Origin of the sequence: Paraburkholderia sp. PGU19 (assembly GCF_013426915.1) — a bacterium.
Classification (GTDB): domain Bacteria; phylum Pseudomonadota; class Gammaproteobacteria; order Burkholderiales; family Burkholderiaceae; genus Paraburkholderia.
In genome coordinates this window covers 2404639-2422646 of sequence record NZ_AP023179.1, presented here as the reverse complement: position 1 = coordinate 2422646, position 18008 = coordinate 2404639, and the positions used below count along the sequence as shown (strand labels likewise).

The window sequence follows — 18008 nt, the reverse complement described above, 5'->3', positions numbered from 1 at the left end:
GAATCATTCACGCAATTTAATTTGTATTTCGCGTGAATAATAAAAAAGCCGGGACTATAACGTCCCGGCTTCCGTAAAACAAAGAAAATCGTTAAGCAGTCGCGACGGGAATCTTACCGATCTTCGCTTGCCATTCCTTCGGCCCTGTCTGATGAACCGACGTGCCGTTCGAATCGACGGCGACCGTCACGGGCATGTCCTGCACGTCGAATTCATAGATGGCTTCCATGCCGAGATCTTCGAACGCGAGCACCTTCGCGCTGCGGATCGCCTTCGACACGAGATACGCCGCGCCACCCACAGCCATCAGATACGCCGCCTTGTGCTTCTTGATCGCCTCGATCGCGACGGGGCCGCGCTCGGCCTTGCCGATCATAGAGATCAGGCCGGTTTGCGCGAGCATCGTTTCCGTGAACTTGTCCATGCGCGTCGCGGTGGTCGGGCCTGCCGGGCCGACGGCTTCGTCGCGCACCGGATCGACGGGGCCGACGTAATAGATCACGCGGTTGGTGAAATCGACGGGCAGCTTTTCGCCCTTCGCGAGCATGTCGGCGATGCGCTTGTGCGCGGCGTCGCGGCCCGTCAACATCTTGCCCGACAGCAGCAGCGTCTGGCCCGGCTTCCACGATGCGACCTGTTCCGGTGTCAGCGTGTTCAGGTCGACGCGCTGGCTCTTCTCGGTGTCCGGTTCCCACTGCACCTTCGGCCATGCATCGAGCGACGGCGCATCGAGCTTCGCAACGCCCGAGCCGTCCAGCGTGAAGTGCGCGTGGCGCGTGGCCGCGCAGTTCGGGATGATCGCGATCGGCTTCGATGCCGCGTGTGTCGGCGCGGCCATGATCTTCACGTCGAGCACGGTGGCGAGACCGCCGAGACCTTGCGCGCCAATGCCCAAAGCGTTGACCTTCTCGTGCAGTTCGACGCGCAGTTCTTCGATCCAGTCCTGCGGGCCACGCGCGATGACGTCCTGAATGTCGATCGGGTCCATCAGCGATTCCTTCGCCATCAGCATCGCCTTCTCAGCCGTGCCGCCGATGCCGATACCGAGCATGCCGGGCGGGCACCAGCCTGCGCCCATGGTCGGCACGGTCTTCAGAATCCAGTCGACGATCGAGTCCGACGGGTTCAGCATCGCGAACTTCGACTTGTTCTCCGAGCCGCCGCCCTTGGCTGCGACCTGAACATCGACCTTGTCGCCCGGCACGATCTCGTAGTGGATCACAGCCGGCGTGTTGTCCTTCGTGTTCTTGCGCGCGCCTTCGGGCGGGCTCACGATCGATGCGCGCAGCACGTTGTCCGGGTTCAGGTAACCGCGGCGCACGCCTTCGTTGATCATGTCGGTGACGCTCATGGTCGCGCCGTCCCAGCGCACGTCCATGCCGACCTTCACGAACACCGTGACGATGCCCGTGTCCTGGCAGATCGGGCGCTTGCCTTCGGCGCACATGCGGCTGTTCGTCAGGATCTGCGCAATCGCGTCCTTCGCAGCCGGGCTCTCTTCGAGTTCGTACGCGCGGCCAAGCGCTTCGATGTAGTCGAGCGGATGGTAGTAGCTGATGTACTGCAGCGAGTCCGCAATACTCTGGATCAGGTCTTCCTGTTTGATGACGGTCATGGCTAGGCTCAGTGGGGCAGTGTCGCGTTCGTTATCGCGGCCGCTTGACGGCGCGGCCGGTCAGACGCGTTCATGGGAGTGGGAAATCGTTGTGTTGTTGCTGCGCGCAGCGACGCCGCGCGCCGCGGGCTCGTGAAAATGCTCCGGGTGCGTATGCGTGGTCAACCGGTCGACGAACGCCATCACCAGCGCCGACACGAGGAACGTGACGTGGATGATGACCTGCCACATCACGCCTTGCTGCGTGTGCTGGTCCGGATCGATGAAGGTCTTCAGCAGATGAATCGATGAGATGCCGATCAGCGCCATCGACAGTTTCACCTTCAGCACGCCCGCGTTCACATGGTCGAGCCATTCGGGCTCGTCGGGATGACCTTCCAGGCCGAGGCGCGAGACGAACGTTTCATACCCGCCGACAATCACCATGATCAGCAGGTTCGAGATCATCACCACGTCGATCAGGCCGAGCACGATCAGCATGGTGTTGGTTTCGTTGAGCGACATCGCCGAGGTGACGAGGTGCCACACTTCCTTGACGAACAGCACGACATAGACGGCTTGCGCGATGATCAGGCCCAGATAGAGCGGCACCTGCAGCCAGCGGCTCATGAAGATCACGGAGGGCAGAAGGCGCATGCGGCGCGACTGGCCGGACAGAGTGGGGCGCGGAGCGGTCATGGGCGTTCGACGTAGTGTTGGCGCTTCTTGGTGACGGATCGTGGTGACGGATACAGCTGACACGGACGCGCTCGCATCGACGGCGGCGGATCACGTGAAGAGCGAACAGCCGGTAGTCAGCGGCCCGGCGGTGAAACCGGCCGGCGAGGCGCGTTGGGCGCGATATTGTACAGCGTGATCCGTGACAGCCATGTCGAGGCGGGCATCCGGGCACTCAGGCGCGCACTCGTGCGGGCGCAAGGCAGCACGGCGCGGCGGCGCGCCATGCCTCGTGTCCTGTTGCATTTCACGTCACGAAGCGACGGGCGGCACGCGCCGCGCCTTCAGGCTCGCCAGAGCGATGCCCGCGACCACGCAGGCGAGCGCGATGCCATGCGCGAGCGTCGGCCGTTCGTCGAGGAACACGATCCCGTAGACCGCGGCGGCGACGGGCAGCACGGCGCTGAACACGCCCGCGAGACTGCCCGGCACATGGCGGATGCCCTTCATCCACAGCCAGAACGAGAAGATGCTCGCCGACAGGCCGTACCAGAGCACCAGCGTCCAGATGCCGACGGGCACGTTCGTGTAGTTGAAGGCGAACAGCGAAGACACGCCGAGCGGCAGCATCAGCAACAGGCCGAACAGATGCGTGTACGCGCAGATGTCGATGGGCGCAAGCGTCTGCGTGAGCCGGCGCGACAGGATCACATAGAGCGATTCGCAGCAGACCGCGCCGAGCACCATCAGGTTGCCGGCGAAGGAGCTTTCACTGGGTGCGCCCGTGGCGGCGCCCGCGTGCGCGAGATTGATGACGACCACGCCGGCGATCGCCAGCGCAATCGACGCCAGCGCGCGGCGATCCGGCTTTTCCTTGAGGAAGATCCACGAGAACAGCGCGACCACGGCGGGAATCGTGCTCGTGATGACGCCCGCCGCGACGGCGCTGGTCCGATGCACGCCGTTGAGCATCAGCAGCGTAAACCCGAATGTGCCGAACAGTGCCTGCAGGAAGAGATTGAGCCATTCGCCCGCTTTCACGCGGCGCAGCTTGTTCACGCGCAACAGCGGCCACAGCACGGCCATGGCGATCACGAAGCGCAGCAGGGCAAAGAGGGGAACGGGGACGAACGCGACAATCGACTTGCCGATGCCGACGTTGCTGCCGACGAGCAGCATTGCGGCGATGAGGAACAGTGAGTAGCGGTTCAAGCTGGAATCCGGACGACTAGATCAGTTAGCATTGTAAAAGGGCGCTAACATCGCCGCATAGCGAGCCTTGCGGACTGCTTGCAGCGCCGCAAGCCTACGCGCGCACCTGGTGTTTAGCCTGACACACGCTCGACCCGCACGTAAGAACGCGGTAAGTTGCAACGCTTATCGTGGGAAGTGATCGAAGCTGATGAAAACATGCGGCGCGCCCGACGTGCAACGCCGCAGTTGTCATTCGCCGAATTGCTGTGTGCTCATCGCTGCCGATGCGCACGAGGGTGGGAGACACGCCGCGGGACAACATCATGCGGCGCCACGATGACGGGTATGACGATATGGAGCGACGCGCTGCGCCGGCCACGGCTGGCACGTATCGCGAGCGCACCCGCAAGGATTGACGTTTCATCTTCACCAAGGGGTAGTCGATGTCTGCGATTGAATCGGTTCTTCAAGAACGCCGCGTGTTTCCGCCTTCCGCCGAAATGACGGCGCAGGCTACTGTGTCCGGCATGGACGCGTACAAGGCGCTCGTCGCCGAGGCCGAGCGCGATTACGAAGGCTTCTGGGGCAGGCTGGCGCGCGAGACGCTCAGCTGGAAAAAGCCCTTCACGAAGGTGCTCGACGAATCGAATGCGCCTTTCTACAAGTGGTATGAAGACGGCGAACTGAACGCGTCGTACAACAGCATTGACCGTCACGTCGAAGCGGGCAACGGCGAGCGCGTCGCGATCATCTTCGAAGCCGACGACGGCACCGTCACCAACGTCACATACAACGACATGCTGCAACGCGTGTCGCGTTTCGCGAACGCGCTGAAGAAGCGCGGCATCAAGAAGGGCGATCGCGTCGTCATTTATATGCCGATGTCGATTGAAGGCATCGTCGCGATGCAGGCATGCGCGCGAATCGGCGCGACGCACTCGGTCGTGTTTGGCGGCTTCTCGTCGAAGTCGCTGAACGAACGGCTCGTCGATGTCGGCGCTGTCGCGCTGATTACGTCCGACGAACAGATGCGCGGCGGCAAGGCACTGCCGTTGAAGAACATCGCTGATGAAGCACTCGCGATGGGCGGCTGCGAGGCCGTCAAGAGCGTGGTCGTGTACAAGCGCACAGGCGGGAAGATCGGCTGGGACGACACGCGCGATCTGTGGATGCACGAGATCACCGCGAGCGAATCGGATCAATGCGCGCCCGAATGGGTTAGTGCCGAGCATCCCCTCTTCATCCTCTACACGTCCGGTTCGACGGGCAAGCCGAAGGGCGTGCAGCACAGCACGGGCGGCTATCTGCTGTGGGCCGCGCAGACCATGAAGTGGACCTTCGACTGGAAGCCGACGGATGTCTTCTGGTGCACGGCCGATATCGGCTGGGTCACGGGTCACAGCTACATCACGTACGGGCCGCTCGCGCTCGGCGGCACGCAGGTCGTGTTCGAAGGCGTGCCGACCTATCCGAACGCGGGCCGCTTCTGGGACATGATCCAGAAGCACAAGGTCACGGTGTTCTACACCGCGCCGACGGCAATTCGTTCGCTGATCAAGGCAGCCGAAGCGGACGCGAAGGTGCATCCGAAGAGCTACGACCTGTCGACGCTGCGCATCATCGGCACGGTCGGCGAGCCGATCAACCCGGAAGCGTGGGTGTGGTACTACGAGAACGTGGGCGGCTCGCGCTGCCCGATCGTCGATACGTGGTGGCAGACGGAAACGGGCGGCCACATGATCACGCCGCTGCCGGGCGCGACGCCGCTCGTGCCGGGCTCGTGCACGTTGCCGCTGCCGGGCATCATGGCCGCGATCGTCGATGAAACGGGCCAGGACGTGCCGAACGGGCAGGGCGGCATTCTCGTCGTCAAGCGTCCGTGGCCGGCGATGATCCGCGCAATCTGGGGCGACCCGGAGCGCTTCAAGAAGAGCTACTTCCCCGAAGAACTCGGCGGCAAGCTGTACCTCGCGGGCGACGGCTCGGTGCGCGACAAGGACACCGGCTTCTTCACGATCATGGGCCGTATCGACGACGTGCTGAACGTGTCGGGCCACCGTCTCGGCACGATGGAGATCGAGTCGGCGCTGGTGGCGAATCCGCTGGTCGCGGAAGCGGCCGTGGTCGGCCGGCCGGACGAAACGACGGGCGAAGCGGTGTGTGCGTTCGTCGTGTTGAAGCGCTCGCGTCCCGAAGGCGAAGAGGCCGCGAAGATTGCGGCGGAACTGCGCAACTGGGTCGGCAAGGAAATCGGTCCGATCGCGAAGCCGAAGGACATCCGCTTCGGCGACAACCTGCCGAAGACGCGTTCGGGCAAGATCATGCGTCGCCTGTTGCGTTCGCTCGCGAAGGGCGAGGAAATCACGCAGGATGTGTCGACGCTGGAAAACCCGGCCATTCTGGATCAGCTGGGCGAATCGCGCTGATCTCGCTCACCTGCGACGACGTAAAGACTTGAAGCAGCAAACGGCGCATCCGGCTAGGGTGCGCCGTTTTTTCGTACGCTTGAGATGTCGTCTCGACCCGCCGCACGAATTCGTTGAGCGGACAACCCCGATTGCCGATGCAACACCTTTTTGATAAATAGGCGCATGGCCGCGCCACACCACACATCGCGACACACGATCAATCCCGTGCCCGAGCCGCCGCCCGTCACGGCGGCGATGGCGCGCGCGCACGCGCGCTACTGGCGCTTTAACATCATGTTGATCGTCGCGTTGATGCTGATCGGCTTCTTTGTGTCGTTCATCGTGCCGCTCATCGCGCGAAACCTCGAACACGCACGCTTTGCGGGCTTCAGCCTGCCGTTCTACATGGGCGCGCAAGGCGCGATTCTCGTGTACGTGGCGCTGATCGTCGTGTATATCGTGCTGATGCAGCGCGCCGACACAGCGCTCCAGCGCGCGCTCGCAGCCAGCGCGACCGACGACTTCGCCGAGCGCGCCGCCGACCGATGAAGCTCGCGCATCGGCTGATCCGCTCGTATTCGCTCTACACGCTCGGCTTCCTGATCTTCATCTATCTGCTCTGGCGCATCGAGGCGGCCAGCGGGCCGGGCACGTGGATCGGCTATGTGTTTCTGTTCGTGCCGATTGCCGTGTATGCAGTCATCGGCCTGCTGTCGCGGACTTCCGATCTCGTCGAATACTACGTGGCGGGGCGGCGCGTGCCGTCCGCGTTCAACGGCATGGCGACGGCGGCGGATTGGCTGTCGGCGGCCTCGTTCATCGGGCTGGCCGGCAGCCTGTACGCAACGGGCTACGACGGCCTCGCGTACATGATGGGCTGGACGGGCGGCTATTGCCTCGTCGCGTTTCTGCTCGCGCCCTACGTGCGCAAGCTCGCGCGCTACACGATTCCCGATTTTCTCGGCACGCGCTTTTCGAGCAATGCGGTGCGGGGCCTGGCCGCGTTGTCGGCGATCCTGTGCTCGTTCGTCTATCTGGTCGCGCAGATCCAGGGCGTCGGACTGATCGCGACGCGCTTCATCGGGGTCGACTTTGCGATCGGCATTTTCTGTGGGCTCGCGGGCATTCTGGTGTGCTCGTTTCTCGGCGGCATGCGCGCGGTGACGTGGACGCAGGTTGCGCAGTACATCATCCTGATCGTGGCGTTCCTGATTCCCGTGTCGATGATTGCGCACAAGGACGGGCTCGGCTGGGTGCCGCAACTCAACTACGGGCGCCTGATGGAGCGGGTCGAGTCGCTCGAGCGCCAGGTGCGCGATGCGCCGTCGGAGCAGTCGGTGCGCGACGACTACCGGATGCGCGCCGCGCTGATCCAGACGCAGATCGACAGCCTGCCGCAGTCGTATATCGACGAGAAGGGCCGCCTCACCGTGCAGCTCGACGATTTGCGGCGGCATAACGGCCCGTTGCGCGAGATCGCCGATCTGGAGCGGCGCATCGCGCGCTTTCCCCGTGATCCGGCGACGGCGCAGATCGTGTGGGCGCAGCAACGCGACGAGATGATGCAGCGCGCGGCGCCGCCCGTGCCGATGCATGAGCCGTTTCCCGCTGCGAACGAGGACGAACGGCGGCTGCACCTGCGCAATTTTCTGTCGCTGCTGCTGTGCCTTTCGCTGGGGACGGCGAGCTTGCCGCATATCCTCACGCGCTACAACACGACGACGTCGGTCGCGTCGGCGCGGCGCTCGGTTGGCTGGACGCTGTTTTTCGTCGCGCTGTTCTATCTGACGGTGCCCGTGCTCGCGGTGCTGATCAAGTACGAGATTCTGTCGAATCTGGTCGGGCATCGGTTTTCCGACCTGCCGCAATGGGTGATGCAGTGGCGGCATGTCGAGCCGTACCTGCTGAGCATCGCCGATGTGAACGGCGACGGCATCGTGCGCTGGAGCGAGATCCAGATGCAGCCGGACATGGTCGTGCTCGCCGCGCCGGAGATTGCGGGGCTGCCGTATGTGATGTCGGGGCTGATTGCGGCGGGTGCGCTGGCGGCGGCGCTTTCAACCGCCGATGGCCTGCTGCTGACGATCGCCAATGCGCTTTCGCACGATGTGTACTACCACATGGTCGACCCCGAGGCGTCGAGCCAGAAGCGGGTGACGATCTCGAAGATTCTGCTGCTTGGGGTGGCGCTGTTTGCGTCTTATGTGGCGTCGCTGAATACGGGGAATATTCTGTTTCTGGTGGGGGCGGCGTTTTCGCTGGCGGCGTCGAGTCTTTTTCCTGTGCTCGTGCTGGGGGTGTTCTGGAAGCGCACGACGCGCCTGGGCGCGGTGGCAGGCATGGTGGCGGGGCTGGTGGTGTGCATCTGGTACATCGTGTCGACGTATCCGTTCTTCACGCAGTTGACGGGTTTTGTCGGGCCGCGCTGGTTCGGTATCGAGCCGATCAGCTCGGGTGTGTTCGGCGTGCCGGCGGGGTTTCTGGTGACGGTGCTCGTGAGCCTCGTGGACCGCAAGCCGGACGCTTACACGAGAGCGCTGGTGGACTATATCCGCCATCCGTGACGGCTGGCCTTTCGGGCGAGGTGGCAATGGCGGCGGAATCTGCTATAATGCGCCTCCCCGCCGGAGAGATGGATGAGCGGTTTAAGTCGCACGCCTGGAAAGCGTGTATAGGTTAATAACCTATCCGGGGTTCGAATCCCCGTCTCTCCGCCAAAAGATTGCCAATAAATAACCCCGTCAAATCACTGATTTGCGGGTTATTTTGTTTTCTGGCTCATGTCGCTGGACTGCATGCTCCCGTCGAGCCCGTCACGAGAGCCAACAGCCCGGTCACGACGGCAAGATCTTCAACTCACCGAAGACGCCGCGTCTTCCTCCCATCGCCATCTCCATACCCCAGCACCCCATCCGCGCACTGCAAAAACCCCTTGATCAACCGCCCACGCGGTGACGTCTTATGCCACAGCACACCGAACCGCCTTGGCTCCGTCGGCGTCGGCAGCGCGAGCCTCGCGATCTTTAACGTCGTCGTCAGCGGCGACACAATATCCGGCACCAGCGACACGCCCAGTCCCCGATCAACCATCATCGCAATCGCCATCAACGAATTCAGTTCAAAAAGCTCACGCGGAACGATCCGAGCCGACCGCAGATATTGATCCGCCTGCTTGCCGCCGCCGAGCGATCGGTCATAGCGGATAAACGGCTCACGCCGCAGCAGTTCATGCGGGTCCTCATCCTTCAGCCGTGCCGGCGCAAGCACGACAATCGGTTCCTCCCGCAGCAGATGCCAGTCATACGCCTTGGGCAGCGCGAACGCGGGATGCAGGCAGACAGCAACGTCGAGGTCGCCACGTTGCAAGGTCTCGTACAGTTCCATCGAAGTACCCGCGCGTATCAGCACGTTCGCCTGCGGAAACGCACGCGCGAATGCGGCCAGAACATCAGGCAGCAGCGACAGCAGCGCCGTCGTGATCGTGCCGATGCGCAATTCACCCGCAGCTTCGTCTTCAAGCGCGAACGCCTTCAACTCCGCGAATTCACGCACGAGGTTCCTCGCGCGCGCGATCACGCGATGACCCGCTTCCGTCGGAATCACCGTGCGCCCCGCGCGCACGAGCAGGGGCACGCCGAGTTCGCGTTCGAGCGCCTGCACCTGCTGCGCGATCGCCGCAGGCGTCACGCCGACGCGACGCGCCGCCTCGGCCATCGAGCCCGTATCGACGACCAGCAGCAGATTGCCGAGAAAGTTGATGTCCATGACGATAGATATTCTATGATTTGAAGATAGGTGCAGATAGTTTATCTAAAACCTGTCTCTCCGTAGACTGGTTGCCAGCCAATAAGCAACTGGAACGGAGACATGAGAAGCAAGCTGTTCGTGCCGGCATCGCGCCCGGAGCTGTTCGCCAAGGCGCTCGCGAGCGCCGCCGATGCCCTCTCGTTCGATCTCGAAGATGCCGTCTCACCGGAGCGCAAGCCGCAAGCGCGCCTCGCGCTGCGCGAACTGTTGCGCGACAGCGCGGTGCGCGAGCATCGCAAGGTGCTGATCGTGCGCGTCAACGCGCTCGACACGCCGTATTTCCCCGCCGATCTCGACGCGGTCGTGCAGCCCGGTCTCGACTATCTGAATCTCCCGAAACCCGAAAGCGCGGACGACGTGCGCGCCGCTGCCGCCGCGCTCGAACAGGCCGAGCAGGCAAACGGCGTGAGCGTGCCCGTGCGCTTGCTGCTCAACATCGAATCGCCGAAGGCGTTGCGGCGCGCTGCGGAACTCGCCGCCGCGCATCCGCGCGTCGCCGGGTTGCAACTCGGGCTGGGCGATCTGTTCGAGCCGCTTGGCATCGCGCGTCGCGAGCAGGCGGCTATTCAGCAGGCGATGTTCACGCTGCGCATCGCAGCAGGCGAGGCGAACGTCTTCGCGTACGACTCGGCGTTTGCCAACATCAAGGACGAAGCGGGCTTCCGCGCCGAAGCGCAGCTCGCGCACGCGATGGGCTTTCTCGGCAAAAGCTGCATTCACCCGAGCCAGATCGCGCTGGCCAACGACGTATTCCGTCCGTCCGACGCGGACATCGCACATGCGGTGCGCGTCGTCGAAGCGGCACGCGATGCGCAGAGCAAAGGGCTGGGCGCGTACGTCGTCGACGGCAGGATGATCGATCCGCCGTTCTTCGAGCGTGCGCGTGCGCTCGTGCAGCACGCCGCGCGTCTCGAACTGCTGACGGGCGAGCAGCGCGCCGTCGTCGGCAACACAGCTTTGTAAAGCAACGCACTCTCGTTGCACGCACATCGAATTGAGTTGGAGAAACAGATGCAACAACCATCGCAATCAGCCGACGCACGACAGCAGGGACCGCTCGCCGGCTTGCGCGTGCTGGACCTGAGCGCCTATATCGCGGGGCCGTACGGTTGCACGCTGCTCGCCGATCAGGGCGCCGAAGTCATCAAGATCGAGCCGCCTTCGGGGGACAACCTGCGCAAGTATCCTTCGACGCTCGAAGCCGAAAGCCGCGCCTTTCTCGGCGTGAACCGCAGCAAGCGCGGCCTCGCGCTGGACCTGAAACAGCCCGAGGCGCTCGACGTCATGATGCGTCTCGTGAAGACGGCCGATGTGCTCGTGCACAACTTCCGGCCGGGCGTGCCGGAGCGCCTCGGGATTGGTTACGAGCAGTTGCGAGAGGTCAATTCGCGGCTGATCTACTGCGCGGTGACAGGGTATGGCGAAACGGGCCCCAACCGCGACAAGGCGGGCTACGACCAGGTGCTGCAAACCATGACAGGCATCTGCGCGCTGCAAGGCCACCGCGACGGTCCACCCGAAATCGTGTATGGCTCGGTGGTCGACTACTATGCGGCCGCGCTGGTCGCGGCGGGCGTGTCGTCCGCGCTGTTCGATCGCGAGCGTAGCGGCGCCGGTCAGTACGTGGGCGTGTCGTTGCTGCGCAGCGCGCTGGCGATGCAGTCGGCCCGCATGATCTGGGCCGACGACGAACCGAAAGAGATGGGCCGCGACATGCGCTCGGGCGGCATCACGGGTATTCATCCGACGCGCCAGGGCTATCTGTATCTGTCGGCGAACACGCCGCACTTCTGGCAGGCGCTGTGCGAAAAGACGGGCCTCAAGGATCTTGCCGAGAATGAACGCTACGACACGGTGCGCAAGCGTGCATTGCATTGCGACGAAATCGTTCCGAAGCTCCGCGCGGCGTTGCAGGCTCGCACGGCGCTCGAATGGGAAACGCATTTCGGCGACGCCGTACCGTGCGCCGCGGCGCGCGGCATCGAAGACATGTTCGACCATCCGCAGGTGCTCGCCGAAGACATGGTGACTGACTTCGCGTATCCGGGTGTCGGACGGTATCGCGGTTTCAAGCATCCGATCCGCTTTGGCGCGACGCCGTTGCCCGAGCCGTTCGCGGCGCCCGCGTTCGGCGAGCATTCGGACGCGGTGCTGCGCGACGCGGGATGCTCCGACGCGGACATCGACAGTCTGCGCGAGAAGCGGGCCGTGCTGTAGACAGCCGCAGAAAAGAAAGGAGACACGCATGGACGCACATCGGCACACGCCACCAGGCGCTTGCGATTCGCACATTCACATCTATAACCGCGCGTTCCTCGCGCATCGCGACGCGGCAGGTTTTGTCGACGCGGCGGATGTGGCCGCGTATCGCGAAGTGCAGGCGCGGATCGGTACGCAGCGCGTGGTGATCGTGACGCCGCGCATCTACGGCACCGACAACGCCGTGACGCTCGATGCGATTCGCCAGATCGGCATTGCGAATGCGCGCGGCGTCGCCGTCGTGCGTCCCGATGTGACGGACGCCGAGCTTGAAACGCTGCACGCGGGCGGCATTCGCGGCATCCGCTTCACGCTCTATACACCGGCGAACGCCGTGGTCGGCTTTGACATGGTCGAGCCGCTGGCAGCACGCGTGGCGGAACTCGGCTGGCATGTGCAACTGCATTGGACGGCCACGCAGATCGTCGAGCACGCAGCGCTGCTCGCGCGTCTTCCATCGACGATCGTGTTCGATCATTGCGCGCGCCTTCCGTTGCCCGATGGCGCGGCGCACGCGGCGTTTCCCATCGTGCGCCGTCTCGCCGATGCCGGGCGCGCGTGGATCAAGCTGTCCGGCCCGTACCTCGATTCGATCGAAGGACTCGACCGCCGCTATGCCGATGCAGCGCCGACTGCGCGAGCATGGATCTCGGCCGTGCCGGACCGGCTGGTGTGGGGCAGCGACTGGCCGCACGTGACGGAGACGCACAAGCCCGACGATCCCTTGCTGCTCGGTCTGCTCGGCGAATGGACGAATGACACGGCCACGCGCGATCGCATCCTCGCCGACAACGCGGCAACGCTATACGGATTCGGCACCTGAGCGCCTTGCACTGAACAGTCCTGAAGAGACGACCCGCCGACCACACAAAGCCCAACGATGCGCGGGCACATTCCAACCCGGAGACATGTAATGAAATCCACCGTTGCGCCATCGTCAGTGCGCAAGACCCGCTTCACCGAGGCGACGATCGGCCTGTTCGAGCGCACCATCCCCGATCCGTTCGTGCTCGCGATCCTGATTACGGCGATCGTCGCGGTGTTGTCGGCGATGTTCGCGCCACATGCGTCGTTGGGCAAGCTGGTCGGTGGCTGGTACAAGGGCTTCTTCGACATTCTCACGTTCGCGTTTCAGATCACGCTGGTGCTCGTGACGGGTCACGCATTCGCTCACGCGCCCATCGTGCAACGCGTGTTCAAGGCACTTGTTTCCGTTGCTCGCACACCCGTGCAGGCCGCGACGCTCACGTTCGTGCTCGTGGCCGTTGCGTCGTTTTGCAACTGGGGCCTGGGGCTGGTCGTCAGCGCGTTGCTGGCGCGCGAAGTCGCCAAGCGCATGCGCGTCGACTTCGCGTGGATCGTCGCGGCGGGCTTCTCGGGATGGGTCGTGTGGGCAAGCGGCATCTCCAGTTCGATTGCGCTTGCGCAGTCGACGCCGGGCAGCGCGATGAACGTCGTGCAGAAGATCACGGGCGAGGTGCTGCCGTTCAGTGCAACGGTATTCACGGGTTTCAATCTGGTGCCGACCATCGCGATGCTGCTGGCGATGCCGTTCGTTCTCGCATGGCTCAAGCCGCGCGACGAAGATGCCGTGCTGCTCGATACGCAGAAGCATCCCGATACGCCGCCGCGTGAGAAGCCCACGGGCAAGCTGAGCTTCGCGCGCTGGATCGAATATTCGTGGCTCGGCTCGGCATTCATCGGTGCGACGGGCATTGCGCTGCTGGCGCTCGCGCAGTCAGAGCACATCGCGTTTTCCGGCGTCAACGCGGTGATCTTCGTGATGTTCATTGCGGGCGTGATCCTGCATGGCTATCCGCTCGCTTACGCGGATGCCGTCAAGAACGCCGCCCGGCAGACAGGTTCGATGATGCTGCAATACCCGCTGTACGGCGGAATCATGGGCATGATGGATGCGACCGGTTTGCCGAACGTCATTTCCCATTTCTTCATCGCTATTTCCAACGCGCATACGCTGCCGTTCTGGAGTTACGTCTGCTCGCTGATCGTCACGTTTTTCATTCCGAGCGGCGGCGGCCACTGGGCAGTGCAAGGGCCGTTCGTCGTGCCTGCCGCCGTCGCGCTGCATGCGTCCGTCCCCGCGACGACGATGGCCGTCGCGATGGGCGAGCAGGTGTCGAACATGATGCAGCCGTTCTGGGCCGCGCCCGTCGTCGCGATGGCGGGCATCGGCGTGCAGCGCGTGCTCGGCTTTACCGTGATGACGTTTATCGTCGGCGCGCTCGTGTATGGCGCCGCCTTGCTGCTGCTCGTATGAGCGGGGCGCCCGTCGAAACAATGAACGGAGACCATCCAATGAAATCGTCGACGCAAGCCGCGTTGGGCGCTGCTTCGAGCAGCGAGGCGCAAGCGCCGCATGCCGTTATCGAATGGTGGTGGCGCGTGTTCGACCTGCGCATCGGTTCGTTGCCATTGCCCGTCTATGTGCTGATGCTGGGCGTGCTCGGCGCGATGGCGGCGAAAGGCAAGCTCGCAGCGGATCTGCCGACAGGCATCGCGCTCGTCGCGGTGGGCGGCTTCACCTGCGCCGAACTGGCGAAGCGCATTCCGTGGATTCGCCACATCGGGGCCACGTCGATTTTTGCGGCCTTCATTCCGTCGATGCTGGTGTACTACAAACTGATGCCCGAGCCCGTCGTCAAGGCAGTGACGACCTTCACGAAGACTTCGAATTTTCTGTATCTATTCATCGCGGCAATCATTGTCGGCAGTGTGCTCAGCATGGACCGTCAGATGTTGATCAGAGGCTTCGTGCGGATCTTCATTCCCGTTGCGGCGGGTTCCGTCGCTGCGGCACTGATCGGCACTGCTGTGGGGACCGCGCTCGGGCTCGATGCGCGCCACGCGTTGTTCATGGTCGTCGTGCCGATCATGGCGGGCGGGGTGGGAGAGGGCGCGCTGCCGTTGTCGGCGGGTTACGCGCAGATTCTGGGCGTCGAGCAAGGGCCGCTGTTTGCGCAGGTCCTGTCGGCGGTGATGCTCGGCAATATCGCGGCGATCTGTTGCGCCGGCTTGCTGAGCTATCTCGGCACGCGCAGGCCCGAATGGACGGGCAACGGACGTTTGACCAAAGCGGACGGCAGCGATGAAGACATCGCGCAACGCCCGGCGTCGTTCGAATTCGACGTCGGCTCGGTCGCGGCGGCGGGTTCGACGGCCATCGCGTTCTATCTGCTTGGTGTGCTCAGTCATCAACTGTTCGGCTGGCCCGCGCCCGTCGTGATGCTCGTGCTGGTCGTCGCGGCGCAACTGTTCCAGGTCGTTTCGCCGCGCGTGCGAGGCGGCGCGCGCTTCATGTACGGTTTTTTCTCGACGGCTGTGACGTATCCGCTGATGTTCGCGATCAGCGTCGCCATGACGCCGTGGGGCGAAATCGTCACGGCGTTTCATTGGGTCAATATCGTCACGGCGGTTTCGACGGTGCTGGCGCTGACTGTGACGGGCTTTTTCGTCGGCAGGCTGGTCGGCATGTATCCCGTTGAAGCCGCTATCGTCAATGCCACGCATAGCGGGCTCGGCGGGACGGGGGACGTGGCGATTCTCACGGCAGCCAACCGGATGGAATTGATGCCGTTTGCGCAGATTGCGACGCGTATTGGCGGCGCGTTGACGGTGATGGCGGCGTTGGGGGTGTTTGCGTACTGGAGATGATCCCGTGCTTCGCGTTGATCGAGCCGTCGAATTCAATACGATTCGACGGTTTTTTATTGTGGCGTATTAGAGCACAAGAAGATTTGTCGAATGCTTACCATGAAACGCTATCTGATCCTGAACGGCGACAAGACGACGGTGAGCGGCACCGTGCAAGCCGTGTCGTCGACGATCCAACTCGAAGGCCGCGACGTCGCGCATGAAGGCGACAACGTGATCTGCCCCGCGTGCAACACGACGGGGAAGATCAAGTGCGACGGCACGCGCGAAGTGATGACGGCGCCCGATGGCCGTCACGCCGCGTTGAGCGACGACCTCTGCATCTGCAAATGCGAGCCGCCGCCGAAGCTGATCGCTTCGCAGCAGACGTTTTCAGTCGGCGAGTGAAGCCTCGCCCGATCACTCGACCAGTTTCGCGACGATCGGCTCGACCACTTCGCGCTGCCGTTCGGCCTTGAGCCGATACAGCGCATCGGTTGGATGCACGCCGTCGATCAGCAGCGAACGCCAGTCATGCATCGCGCCGATATACGCGTACTGCCGGATCAGCGCGAGCCGGTAATGCTTCGCCATTTCATCGACGACAGCGACATAGCGCGGCACGATCCTTTTGTTCACGGAATAATCGACCGGGTTCGGCTCTTCGAGTACGACGATCCGGCCCGCGCCTTGCGACTCTTCGATAAAGCGCATCAGGTGCGCGCGAAACGCGGAAGGCGGCTCCTTCACGTGATTGTCGGCGTCGTTGAGCGCGAAGTTGACGATCACGATATGCGCCGGCGACGTCGCGGCCCATTGCGCGTAAGGCTGGCTATATCCGTTGATGCCTTTCTCGCGATCGACGAGCGTCGCGCCCGGCACGCCGTTGTTCTGCACGATCACATGCGGGCCGAAGCGGGCCTGCAGCGCCGCCTGAAGCAGGGCGGGCGGATTGTCCGGCGTTTGCCACGACTTGTTGAAACCGTCCGACGTTTGATAGCCAAACATCGTCGAATCGCCTTGCGCGTCGATGATGACCGGCCGGTTCGCCGTGGCCGCCGCGTGCGCTGGGCCAGCGGCTGCATCGGCCTGCATCGCGGCGATGCCGAGCAACACGGCCGCCAGCGCGTGCGACCGCGCATGCGAGCGCTTATGCGACGGTTTTGCGCGCAGAACTGCCTGTCGATAGTCGAACGTCATGGTGCCTCGCACTTGAGTTGGACGTAAGTCGCCGCGAACGGATCTTGCGGCGTCACAAAGCGCAACACGAACTTGATGCACAATCGATGCTGCGTTCAGCACATACGATCTCCACGAGGAGCAGAGATGAGAGTTTCAGAGCTGGAAGGCGCGTTACTCGATTACTGGGTCGCACGAGCGGACAATCTGCCGAAGCCGCGCGTCGACGACGGCTTCTGCTGGATCGAGGAGCCCGCCTGCGACGGCGATCCTGCCGGCGCGCTCGAAGCCGCGTTCGCGCCGTCCACGGACTGGGCGCAATGCGGCCCGATCATCGAACGGGCGAGAATCCATCTCGTGCCGGCCGCGGCGGGCGATCGCGCGTCCTGGACGGGGTCGGTTCCCGCCGGCGCGAGCACCATCGAGCAGGTCGGCGAATCGCCGTTGATCGCCGCGATGCGCGCGTTCGTCGCGAGCCATTTCGGCGACACGGTCGCGGACGAAGCGGGCCTCCACTGAGCGCCGACGAACGGCGTGCCATATGGCAAGCCGAACGGCAAGCCATACGGCGTACCGTTCGTCATTGCATCAGACGCACTCGAACACCACTTCGACAGTTTGAGTGCCTGCGCTGCGCACGCCGTTCGTGTGGATCTCGACGGTGTGCAATTCCTTGTTCTGTTCGCGGCAATACGCCTTGGCATGCTTGATCCCCGCGTTGCGGACGCTATTCCACGAAATCAGGCTGAAGCGTCCGTGACTCGTGACCGAGAGGTAGCCGTTCTGCTTTCTGTCCACGCCTGATACCGCCGTACACGCGGTAAGCACGCCAATTCCGGCGAGCAGAATGCACTTCTTCATAGTCCTCCCTCGTTTGGCGCATTGTCGCGGGCGAGGGCCGCAACAGGCAACTGAAAAAAACTTTAGCGGGCTTCAGTGTGTCGGTATCGCTACCCGGCTACATGCGTTGACATTACATTATGCTTTCCCGCAGCGGCACAGCGCGTGCGTTGCCGTGTCGAGAGGAGGAGGGCATGGCTGGATGGTGGCATGAAGTCTGGTTGACAGTAGCCCGGGAATTCTCAGATCTCGACGACATCAAGGCGATCACGCAAGTCGTGATGCGCCTTGGACTCGCGTTGCTGCTGGGCGGCGCGCTGGGCTTCGAGCGCGAAATAGCGGGGCGCGCCGCAGGCCTTGCTTGCGGAGTAGCATGAGCGGGCGCGTACCCAATACTC

Annotated in this window: 17 protein-coding genes and 1 tRNA gene; 12 read left to right on the top strand and 6 right to left on the bottom strand. The window is 63.4% G+C overall.

All coding sequences use genetic code 11. The annotated features are described in order from the left end of the window. Positions 1–91 precede the first annotated feature (91 nt). From H1204_RS11020 to H1204_RS11010, 3 genes are all read right to left on the bottom strand, one after another. Complete coding sequence (locus H1204_RS11020; RefSeq protein WP_180728341.1) at positions 92–1615, bottom strand: fumarate hydratase; 1524 nt, start codon at positions 1613–1615, stop codon at positions 92–94. A 60-nt stretch (positions 1616–1675) separates the two neighbouring features. Further along, a complete protein-coding gene (locus H1204_RS11015; protein WP_243468617.1) occupies positions 1676–2251 on the bottom strand; it encodes a TIGR00645 family protein in 576 nt (191 codons plus the stop codon). Positions 2252–2584: 333 nt separating this feature from the next. Continuing rightward, entirely contained in the window at positions 2585–3484 is a 900-nt protein-coding gene (locus tag H1204_RS11010) for a DMT family transporter (RefSeq protein ID WP_180728339.1), read from the bottom strand. Between the two features lie 425 nt (positions 3485–3909). Here H1204_RS11010 and acs point away from each other — a divergent pair, with 425 nt between their 5' ends. The 4 genes from acs to H1204_RS10990 all read left to right on the top strand — a co-directional run bounded on the left by acs (position 3910) and on the right by H1204_RS10990 (position 8591). Then, positions 3910–5892, top strand: a complete 1983-nt coding sequence (gene acs / locus H1204_RS11005; protein ID WP_180728338.1) for an acetate--CoA ligase — start codon at positions 3910–3912, stop codon at positions 5890–5892. Positions 5893–6057: 165 nt separating this feature from the next. Further along, positions 6058–6423, top strand: a complete 366-nt coding sequence (locus tag H1204_RS11000) for a DUF4212 domain-containing protein (RefSeq protein ID WP_180728337.1) — start codon at positions 6058–6060, stop codon at positions 6421–6423. Continuing rightward, entirely contained in the window at positions 6420–8438 is a 2019-nt protein-coding gene (locus H1204_RS10995; RefSeq protein WP_180728336.1) for a sodium:solute symporter family protein, read from the top strand. The genes H1204_RS11000 and H1204_RS10995 overlap by 4 nt, the downstream gene beginning before the upstream one ends. Before the next feature lie 62 nt (positions 8439–8500). After that, positions 8501–8591 (top strand) — tRNA-Ser (locus tag H1204_RS10990). 139 nt (positions 8592–8730) lie between these two features. Here H1204_RS10990 and H1204_RS10985 read toward each other — a convergent pair. After that, positions 8731–9639 carry a LysR family transcriptional regulator gene (locus H1204_RS10985; protein WP_180728335.1) on the bottom strand — a complete coding sequence of 303 codons (909 nt, stop codon included), beginning with the start codon at positions 9637–9639 and terminating at the stop codon, positions 8731–8733. Positions 9640–9741: 102 nt separating this feature from the next. Here H1204_RS10985 and H1204_RS10980 point away from each other — a divergent pair, with 102 nt between their 5' ends. From H1204_RS10980 to H1204_RS10955, 6 genes are all read left to right on the top strand, one after another. Continuing rightward, positions 9742–10644 (top strand): CoA ester lyase, encoded by a 903-nt coding sequence (locus H1204_RS10980; protein ID WP_180728334.1) that lies wholly within the window; start codon positions 9742–9744, stop codon positions 10642–10644. Between the two features lie 48 nt (positions 10645–10692). Further along, a complete protein-coding gene (locus tag H1204_RS10975) occupies positions 10693–11898 on the top strand; it encodes a CoA transferase (RefSeq protein ID WP_180728333.1) in 1206 nt (401 codons plus the stop codon). A gap of 28 nt (positions 11899–11926) precedes the next feature. Further along, positions 11927–12763 (top strand): amidohydrolase family protein, encoded by an 837-nt coding sequence (locus tag H1204_RS10970; protein ID WP_180728332.1) that lies wholly within the window; start codon positions 11927–11929, stop codon positions 12761–12763. 90 nt (positions 12764–12853) lie between these two features. Next, positions 12854–14218: a TIGR00366 family protein gene (locus H1204_RS10965; RefSeq protein ID WP_180728331.1), complete on the top strand. Its 1365-nt coding sequence runs from the start codon at positions 12854–12856 to the stop codon at positions 14216–14218. A gap of 38 nt (positions 14219–14256) precedes the next feature. Beyond that, positions 14257–15612, top strand: a complete 1356-nt coding sequence (locus tag H1204_RS10960; protein ID WP_180728330.1) for a 2-hydroxycarboxylate transporter family protein — start codon at positions 14257–14259, stop codon at positions 15610–15612. A 99-nt stretch (positions 15613–15711) separates the two neighbouring features. Continuing rightward, a complete protein-coding gene (locus H1204_RS10955) occupies positions 15712–15999 on the top strand; it encodes a PAAR domain-containing protein (RefSeq protein WP_180730932.1) in 288 nt (95 codons plus the stop codon). Between the two features lie 12 nt (positions 16000–16011). On the opposite strand, the gene H1204_RS10950 is transcribed toward H1204_RS10955, so the two are convergent. Further along, the gene (locus H1204_RS10950) at positions 16012–16791 is read right to left on the bottom strand and encodes an SGNH/GDSL hydrolase family protein (RefSeq protein WP_180728329.1); all 780 of its coding nucleotides are present in this window, start codon (positions 16789–16791) and stop codon (positions 16012–16014) included. 126 nt (positions 16792–16917) lie between these two features. On the opposite strand from H1204_RS10950, the gene H1204_RS10945 reads away from it, so the two are divergent. Next, entirely contained in the window at positions 16918–17289 is a 372-nt protein-coding gene (locus tag H1204_RS10945) for a DUF2591 domain-containing protein (protein ID WP_180728328.1), read from the top strand. A gap of 69 nt (positions 17290–17358) precedes the next feature. Here the strand turns inward: H1204_RS10945 and H1204_RS10940 are convergent, their stop codons facing one another. Next, complete coding sequence (locus H1204_RS10940) at positions 17359–17631, bottom strand: hypothetical protein (protein ID WP_180728327.1); 273 nt, start codon at positions 17629–17631, stop codon at positions 17359–17361. 173 nt (positions 17632–17804) lie between these two features. Here H1204_RS10940 and H1204_RS10935 point away from each other — a divergent pair, with 173 nt between their 5' ends. Further along, positions 17805–17987 (top strand): hypothetical protein, encoded by a 183-nt coding sequence (locus H1204_RS10935; protein ID WP_243468476.1) that lies wholly within the window; start codon positions 17805–17807, stop codon positions 17985–17987. The last annotated feature ends 21 nt before the right edge of the window (positions 17988–18008 follow it).